Raw genomic sequence first — 8,362 nt, 5'->3', positions numbered from 1 at the left:
CTGTGGGGCTTCGGCACGCTGTGTGACGTGTGCGGCGCCGCCATCTTCGTGCCGCGCGACGGCTTCACGCCCCGGTGGGTGGAGGGCGCGCGCGGCAATGCCTTCCGCGTGGAGGACGTGGGCGTCCGGCGGGACGCGGCCACGGGGCCGGAGCGCAGGGCGGCGCGGGCGGGGCTCGCGCTGCTGGCGGACTGGCTCGCGGAGTACGAGGCGTGGGTGGCCCGCGACGTGGGCCTGGCCTGGCGGCGCGAGTGTCTGGCGGCGCGGCGCAAGACCTCCCCCATCCCCGCGGAAGAACTCTCCATCGCCTGGAGGCGGCTGGCCGTGCGCGTGCGCGCGACCGACGCCTCGGTGCAACACCATGTCGCTCCGATGACCGGAGCGTGAGAGGACACCATGCTGGCACGTCTGTTCAGAGCCGATGCCCCGTCCGTCCATGCCCACGTCGCGTGGGAGGACCTGCCGGACGAAGCCCTTCCCACGCCGCCGCTGCAAGACGGACTGGGGGATGCACACCTGTGCGTGACGACCCGGGTTCCCCTGGCGCAGGCGTACTTTGATCAGGGCCTGCGCCTGCTGCACCTGGGCTGGGCGCTGGAGGCCCGGCGCGCCTTCGCGGAGGCCGCGCGTCAGGATCCGTCGCTCGCCATGGCGTGGTGGGGGCTCGCGCTCGCGCGAGGCGTGGGGCAGCGCTTCACCGCGGACCGCGCGGAGGCCATCCGCAAGGCGCTGACGCTGGCGGAGGGCGCCACCGACGTGGAGCAGCGGCTGGTCGTCGCGGCCAGCCTCCTCGCGGACAAGGGGCCCGCCAATGGCAGACACGCCTTCGTGCGCGAGATGGAGTGCCTCATCGACCGCTTCCCCCAGGAGCCCGAGCCGCGCCTGCTGCTCGCGGGCTTCCTGCTGGACGGGTACGAATCCGACGGACGTCCCGGGCAGGGACAGCCCTATGCGCAGCTCCTCCTGCGCGACCTGCTGCGCACGCACCCGCACCACGCGGGCGCGCACGTGGCCTGGGTGCAGGCGTGGCTGCCCAGCGCCCGGCCGGAGACGGCGCTGGAGAGCGCGGAGCTGCTTCCGTCGCTCGTGCCCGCCGGGAGCCCCGCGTTGCTCGCCGCCGGACGGTTGCTGCTGCGCGTGGGCCGGGCGGCGGAGGCGAACCGCATCCTGGAGGCCGCGGTGACGGTGGACGATGCGTACCTCGCTCGGGAGTCGCTGCCGCTGGAGGTCGCGCCGAGCGCGGACACCGCCCTGCGCCTGCTCAGCGAAGGCTGCGCGGAGGTGGGGCAGTACCGGGGCGCGCAGGCCTGGGCCCGCAAGCTGCGTCAGCGTGTGGAGGCCTCGGGAGGTCAGCCGCAGGCGGTGCTCTTCGCCGCCACGACGCTCGTCGCCGCGCACCTGCGCTTCGGCTTCAGCCGCGCGGCGGCGGAGGTCCCCATGGAGCTGGGTGACAAAGCCACCGTCGCGGAAGCCGGCCTGCGCGACGCCGTGCGCCTGTACGCGCGAGGCGTCTGTGCCCTGGAGACAGGACGGCTGGGCGACGTGGAGCGCGCGTGCGGCAACCTGGATGCGCTGGTGCTCACCCTGTCGGAGGCGCCGCGTTCAGAAGGCCGCGCCCTGTGCCCTCGCGATGTGGCGCGCACGGTGGAGGTGGCCGCGCAGGAGCTGAGGGGCACGCTGGATGCGCGCCGGGGCGACTCCGGCCGCGCGGAGGCCACGCTCACGCGAGCGCTGCGCCTGGAGCGCCGTCTTCGCCCCGTAGGCCCCGCGCTCTTCTGCCGCCCACCCCGTGAGACGCTGGCCCGCGTGCGCCTGCGCTCCGGCCGCGAGGAGAAGGCCCTGGAACTGGCGTTGGAGAGGGCAGGGGAGCGGCCCGGCTGTGGCCACTGCATGCTGCTGGTCGCGGAGGCCCACGTCGCCTGCGAGTGCATGTCCGAGGCGGCGCACGACTTCGCCGTGGTGCTGGACCTGTGGCGCGACGCGGATCCGCACCTGCCGGGCCTGCAACGCGCGAGAGGCTTCGCGGCCCATCGGGGCCGGGGCCGCGCCGCGCTCCGGAGGGTGCCCGACGCAGCGGTGGACACCGCGCCCGCACCGCAGGGCGGGCAATCGACCTGGACCGTTCATGGCGGCTGAGCGTGCACGCCGCCGTGCTTGACGGACGCGCGGCGTTCGCGTCACTAGGGGCCATCCTCCAAGGAGCCGCCCATGCCGTCATTCCGCCTGAAGCCCGAGCAGGCCGCGCTGCTCGTCGTCGACATCCAGGAGCGCCTGTGCGCCGCGATGGACCGGGACGCCCTGGACCGCATGCTCGCGCGCACCGGCGCCGCCGTCGAAGGCGCACGGGCCCTGGGCCTGCCCGTCATCGTCACGGAGCAGTACCCGCAGGGGCTGGGCCGCACGCACTCGCTCCTCAAGCTGCGCCTGGGGGACTTCAAGCCGCTGGAGAAGATTGAGTTCTCCGCCGCCACGCCGGACGTGCTCGCCGTGCTGGGGGACCGCAAGCAGGTGCTGATCACCGGCATGGAGGCGCACATCTGCGTGTTCCAGACGGCGCGCGACCTGGCGGACAGCGGCCGGGAGCCGTGCCTCCTCGCGGACGCCGTGCTGTCCCGCTCGGAGGAGGACCGCCGCGTGGGGCTGGAGCTGTGCCGCGACGCGGGCGCCCGCATCCTCACGGTGGAGTCGGCCCTGTTCGACATGCTGGGCCGCGCGGGTACGCCCGAGTTCAAGAAGGTGTCCGCCGCCGTCCGCTGAAACAAAAGGACGACGGCGGAGCAGCCGCTCACGCCCTGCGCTTGAAGGGCACCTGCACCAGGCGCACGAGCATCATCAACAGCACCAGCACCCCGGACAGGACGGTCTGCGAACCGCCCACCGGGAAGTCGTAGAAGTACGCGAACAGGTACCCGCCCGCGCCCGCGATGCCGCCCAGCACGGTCGCCGTGAAGAAGGTCCACGGCAACCGCAGGTCCAGCACCAGCGCGGCGATGGCCGACAGCGTGGAGAACGCGAAGACGGGCAGGGCGCCCAGGGCTCGCGCGCACACGCCCACCATGATGCCGATGGACACCATCAACACCGTGTCCAGCATCTTCACGGGCAGCCCCTGCACGGTGGCGCCGACGCGGTCGAAGCTCACGAAGGCGATGCCCCGGAACCACCACAGGTGCAGCACCATCAGCACCGCGCCCGCCACCGCCACCGCCTGGAGTTGATCCGGCGTCACCAGCACCGCGGTGCCGAAGAGGATGCCCTGGATGTCGTGCGCCTCCTGCGCGATGCGGTCGCCCACCAGGATGGCCGCGCCGCCCGCGAAGGCGAACGCGCACCCCAGCAGGCTCTCTCGGGACAGCCGCAGCCTCGCGGGCTCCACCATCAGCAGCAGCGTGGCCGCCACCGACAGCACCACCGCGCCAATCAGCGGATCCACGTGCACGCCCAGGTGGATCTCCGCGAAGAAGGCCAGCGCCACGCCCAGGCCCGCGGTGTTCGTCACCGCCGCGCTGACGAACACCATGCGCCGCAGCACGACGTAGACGCTGAGGAAGCCCAGCACGCATCCGGCGATGAGCGCGCAGAGGATGGGGTCGCGGAACAGCTCCCAGCCCGCCTGGAACTGTTCCCACTTCGAGGGCTCAAGCAGGGTTGTTTCCACGGTGGGGTCCCTGGGGCGCGCTGTGGCAGTAGTCGTCGCCGTACTGGCGGCGGAAGGCGGGATGGCAGAACACGGTGCGGGCGTCGCCCATGACGAAGCAGCGGTGCTCGCGGTCCACGAAGAGGATGACGTCGGCGTGCTCGGCGGCGACGGACATGTCGTGGCTCACCACCACCACGCCCAGTCCCCGGTCATGCGCGAGCGCGCACAACCGCAGCATCGTCTGCTTCTCCGCCACGGCATCCATCGCGGCGGTGGGTTCATCCAGCAGCACCACGTCCGCTTCCGTGGCGATGACCCGCGCCAGCAGCGCGCGCTGCTTCTCGCCGCCGGACAGGTCGCGGAAGGGCCGCTTCGCGATGCCGCGCGCGCCCGCGGTGTCGAGCGCCGCCTCTACCTTCTGGCGGTCCGCCTTGCTGGGGAAGGGCCGCAGGAAGTTCCACCCGGACAGCCGCCCCCAGCTGGTCAGCTCCCGCGCGTGCACGGGCAGCAGCGAGTCGATGGCCGACATCTGCGGCACGTACGCGCTGCGGATGTTCGGCCCGGCCAGGGTGATGCGGCCGGACACCGGAGGGATGAGCCCCAGCAGCGTCTTGAACCAGGTGCTCTTGCCGGAGCCGTTGCGGCCCACCACCGCCACGAACTGGCGGCGGCGCACCACCAGGTCCATGGGCGGAAGGATGTCCTTGCCCCCGTAGCCGATGACGAGCTGCTCGCACTTGAGCAGCGGCTCGCCCGGCTCCACTGGCACCGCGGCGCGGTGTCCCCGGTCCAGCTCTGTCTCGTGATCACCGTGAGCCACGGTTCACCTCCGCGGTGGGACTCAGTGCGGCCACCTTCTCCAGCAGCGCGGCGCGCACCGCCGCGTTCACGGGCGCGTCCAGGTCCACCACGCCGTCGGAGCCCGGCGTCGCGGCGGACCAGTCCACCGCGTCGAAGAGGGCCGGCGTCAGCTCGAGCTTCAGGCCCAGCGCCACGCGCGGCGCGTTCTCACGGTCGGACGGCACGTCCAGGTCGCCAGTGAGCACCGCTACTGGCGTGGCCTCCGCGCCCGACGCCGTCGCCGCGAGGCGGAAGGGCAGGGCCCCCGCGAAGCGCGCCGGGACGCGGCCATCGCGCACGCTGCCCGTCATCCGCAGACCGGTGACTGACCAGCGCCCGCGCGACAGCGCCGTCTTTCCCAGCTCGCACGCGGGCTCACAGGTGAGGTCGCGCGTCGCGGGCGACAGCAGGTCCAGCTCCGCGTCCACCGGGAGGTTGGCCACGGTGGTGGTGCTGCTGCCGCCACCCCCGCCCAGCTCCGCCTCGATGTCCTCGTAGTCCACGAGCGCCCCGGAGTCGCTGTGGCAGTGCCCGTTGTGGCACAGCGTGTAGCCCGGCGGCGGGGAGGACGGGTCGAACGTCGTGCCGCCGCCTCCGCCGGAGCTGGCCAGCAGATCGATGCTGCCCAGGCTCACCGTGCCGGTGTCCATGCGCAGCTGGAAGTCGGAGGCGAGCGCCTGGTAGCCGTCGCCCGCGTTGCGGTCGGACAGCGGCGTGTACGCGGCCTCGACGGAGGGCTCCAGCACCGCGAAGCCCTCACCCGCGTCGAACGCGCACCCGGACACGAGCGCGACGGGGAGCAACCATGCCTTGGAAGAGAAGCGCCTCATGGCGTCACTGCCCCTTCCCGGCGAGGCCCTGCTCCAGCCGGCTCACCATCAGCTCCATGCGCTGCACGTACGTCTGGCTGGAGCGGAAGTCGGTGCCTCCAGGCAGGGTGACGAGCGCGGCGGGAATCTTCGACGCCACGAGCTTCGCGATGTTGTCCGGGTAGTAGTCCTCCCGGACCACCAGCTTCACGTTGCTCGCCTTGCCCTTCGCCAGCACCTGCGCGACATGGGACGGGTTCGGCGGGATGCCCGGCTTGGGCTCCAGGTACGCGAGGGTGTTGAAGCCCAGCCAATCCTGCAGGTACGCCGTCGTGCGGTGGTACGCGATGACGGGCACGCCCTTGAGGCCCGCGAGCCGCTTCTCCCAGCCCGCCTGCGCCGTCCGCACCTCCTGCGTGAACTTCGCGAGGTTGGCCTTGTAGGTGGCGGCGTTCTTCGCATCCAGTTGCGACATGCGCGCCTCGATGGCGCCCGCCACCAGCACCGCCTGCCGCGGATCATAGAGGTAGTGCGGGTTGCCGCCGGGGTGCACGTCGCCCTGGCTGCGGTCCACCTGCGCCGTGGGCACCTCCTGGAGGTTCACGGAGCGCGACGCGTCCAGGTAGCCCGGGTTGCCCGTCTGGATGCGGTTGTTGCGCGCACCCAGCTGGAGCGTGGGCAGCCAGCCGATCTCCAGGTCCAGGCCCGCGGCGATGAGCAGGTCCGCGCGGTTGAGCGCGAGCGCCAGGTTCGGCTTGGCGTCCACGAAGTGCGGGTCCTGCGTGGACAGCGCGAGCGCGGTGACGTCCGCCTTGTCCCCGCCCACGGCCCTGGCCAGCGCGGCCAGGTCCGGGAGGGTGGCGACGACCTTCAGCTCCGCGCGAGCGGGAACGGCGGTGAGGCTGACGACGGCGGCGCACACGGCCGCGAACAGGCGAAGGGAACGCATGGAAGGGCTCCGGAAGAAGAGGTCAGAAAGCATGGGCACCGTGGGCGCCGGTCACGACTTCAAGGGCGAGGAAGGCCGAGTAGTCCGGCGACGCGCGCCAGCCCACGCGGTCCGTGGCGGCCTGCAGGCGCAGGCGGGAGAACTCCGTAGGCCAGAACGTCAGCTCCGCGGTGATGCGCTGGCGGTCGGAGATCCACTCGGGGTCGAGCGGATCATTCGCGACGCGGCCCTCCTGCGTCTTCGCGGCCGAGCCGAACTCGTAGCGCAGGCCCGTGGCCCAGCGGTTGGAGAAGCGCCACACCGTCTGCGCGTAGCCGCCCCAGTCCGACAGCACGTCCTCCGGGGCCTGGCGGCGGCGGTAGAGCACCTCCGCCTGGAACACCAGCTGCTGCGCGCTCTGCGACGTGATGGGCCGGAACTTCAGGTAGACGTCCGTGCCGTAGATGCTGGTGTAGTTGCGGTAGCCCGTGGCGTTGGGGCCCGTGGCGGCGGACAGGCCCCACAGCAGCGACAGGTCGTCCGACAGCGGGAAGAACTGCTTCACCGCGCCGGTGAGCTGGAAGTCCAGCGGCGACAGCACGCGCTCGTCGTCGCCGCCGAAGAAGCTGCGTGCGGTGGCCTCACCCCTCGCGTCCGTGGCGCTGCCCACCACCTCCACGAACCAGGGCAGCGGCGTGAGCCATGAGCCCTCCACGCCCAGCCCGCGGTTGCCCTCCGCCCCGAAGTAGCGGGTCATGATGAAGGGCTGATCCACGAAGTCCCAGGCGTGCGGGTGCGTGGCGTTGATCCGGCCGAAGCGGGTGAGGAACTGGCCCGCGCGCACCTGGAGGTTTGCCGGCAGGTCCAGCGTGGTGACGTACGCCTCTTCAATCTCCACGCCGAACTGGCTGAAGACGAGGTTGCTGTCGAAGCGGAAGTACGGGTCGACCACGGAGCCGACGGACAGCTCCAGCTGCTGGAGGTTGAAGCCGTTCTGCGTGGGGTCGTGCGCGCCGCCCTGCAGGGGCTCCTTGTTGGAGAAGGCCGCCAGCGCCATGTCCAGGATGAAGCTCAGGTTGAGGAAGTTGGTCCCGCCGGAGATGGCGTTGGGCAGCTTGAGCGGCGTCACGCCGGAGTCGTTCGTCGCGGTGGGCGACGCCGGGGACGTGTCGCCGGATGGACGCGCGCGCGTGCTCGTGTCCGTGCCCAGCGCCTTCTCAATCTCCTCCATCTCCTCCGGGCTCAGCGCCGGAGCGTCCTCGGCGGGTGCGGCCTGGGCCGGGGCAGGGGACTCAGCTGGAGGGGGAGACGCGGTGGACGGGGGCGATGACTGCTGGGCCCAGGCGGTGGACGCGGACAGCTGCGCGGCGAGCACGACGGCGAGGGCGCGGGGATTCCTGCGCGGAAGGGATGACACGGATGATGGCTCCTCGTAACCGGCCGGCCGGGGAGCATGCGCATGCGTGCCCCACGACGACCGTCGACCTGATGACCTGCTTCACGGACACGACACGCTGGGCACTACGCGTGCGTCGGAGGCGAGGCCTTGGGCGCGATGGCGAGGACGGCGAGCGGCGCGAACGAGCGGGGCGGCGCGGTGGCCGGGTGCTGGCTCTCCACGCGCGCGGAATCGGAAGCGACGTCCGCGCCCTGGAGGGCCTCCACCTGCGGGGCGACCGTGAGCAGCGGGCACGTCTCGTGGTTGAGGCCCGTCGCATCCGCCACCGCGGGCGGGACGGACGCGATGATGGGGGCGCGCTCGGTGAAGCGGGACAGCGCCGGGTTCGCGCGCCGCGCGTCCTCTTCGAACGTCTGGTGCTGCGGACAGAACCGGTGCGCGTGCTGCTCCACGTGCAGCGCCAGACCCAGCGGCTGGGCACCCCAGAGCGCGACGAGCAGCATCGCGGTAAGGCGGGCAAGGGTGTGGGCGCGCGAGAGCATCAGAGGGTCCCGGCTGGCTTACTGTCGCCCCCCGGGAGTGTCAAGGCAGGCAGGGTGCATCCATCTTACCGACGGGTGTGTCTGACACGGACGGGTTGTTTTCATTCCGGACGTCCCTCCTGGCCGCATCGGTTAGGTTGGATGTGCTCCACCGTCACCGTCCCCGCGCCAGGAGTTCCGCCGCCCGTGCCTCCCTCCCTGTCT

At 72.1% G+C, this 8,362-nt stretch carries 8 protein-coding genes and 1 pseudogene; 3 read left to right on the top strand and 6 right to left on the bottom strand.

The features are described from left to right. The 3 genes and pseudogenes from D7W79_RS34480 to D7W79_RS34470 all read left to right on the top strand — a co-directional run. Positions 1-387: pseudogene (locus D7W79_RS34480) on the top strand (hypothetical protein); the annotation flags it as partial. Positions 388-396: 9 nt separating this feature from the next. Then, positions 397-2,136: a hypothetical protein gene (locus D7W79_RS34475; RefSeq protein WP_120529577.1), complete on the top strand. Its 1,740-nt coding sequence runs from the start codon at positions 397-399 to the stop codon at positions 2,134-2,136. Positions 2,137-2,208: 72 nt separating this feature from the next. Continuing rightward, entirely contained in the window at positions 2,209-2,757 is a 549-nt protein-coding gene (locus D7W79_RS34470) for an isochorismatase family protein (protein WP_120529576.1), read from the top strand. A 28-nt stretch (positions 2,758-2,785) separates the two neighbouring features. On the opposite strand, the gene D7W79_RS34465 is transcribed toward D7W79_RS34470, so the two are convergent. From D7W79_RS34465 to D7W79_RS34440, 6 genes are all read right to left on the bottom strand, one after another. Continuing rightward, positions 2,786-3,658 (bottom strand): metal ABC transporter permease, encoded by an 873-nt coding sequence (locus tag D7W79_RS34465; RefSeq protein WP_120529575.1) that lies wholly within the window; start codon positions 3,656-3,658, stop codon positions 2,786-2,788. Further along, positions 3,639-4,403, bottom strand: coding sequence for a metal ABC transporter ATP-binding protein (locus tag D7W79_RS34460; protein ID WP_208729917.1), 765 nt, complete (start codon positions 4,401-4,403; stop codon positions 3,639-3,641). Before D7W79_RS34460 ends, D7W79_RS34465 begins: the two co-directional genes overlap by 20 nt. A 43-nt stretch (positions 4,404-4,446) precedes the next feature. Further along, on the bottom strand, positions 4,447-5,310 hold the full coding sequence (locus D7W79_RS34455; protein WP_120529574.1) for a hypothetical protein: 864 nt from the start codon (positions 5,308-5,310) through the stop codon (positions 4,447-4,449). A 4-nt stretch (positions 5,311-5,314) separates the two neighbouring features. Beyond that, on the bottom strand, positions 5,315-6,238 hold the full coding sequence (locus D7W79_RS34450; RefSeq protein ID WP_120529578.1) for a metal ABC transporter substrate-binding protein: 924 nt from the start codon (positions 6,236-6,238) through the stop codon (positions 5,315-5,317). A gap of 22 nt (positions 6,239-6,260) precedes the next feature. Then, entirely contained in the window at positions 6,261-7,634 is a 1,374-nt protein-coding gene (locus tag D7W79_RS34445; protein ID WP_120529573.1) for a zinc-regulated TonB-dependent outer membrane receptor, read from the bottom strand. 104 nt (positions 7,635-7,738) lie between these two features. Then, a complete protein-coding gene (locus tag D7W79_RS34440; protein ID WP_120529572.1) occupies positions 7,739-8,158 on the bottom strand; it encodes a hypothetical protein in 420 nt (139 codons plus the stop codon). Between the last annotated feature and the right edge of the window lie 204 nt (positions 8,159-8,362).

Origin of the sequence: Corallococcus exercitus, assembly GCF_003611585.1 — a bacterium.
Classification (GTDB): domain Bacteria; phylum Myxococcota; class Myxococcia; order Myxococcales; family Myxococcaceae; genus Corallococcus; species Corallococcus exercitus.
Note: the sequence above shows the minus strand (reverse complement) of the source record. Positions and strands in the feature narration are given on the sequence as shown.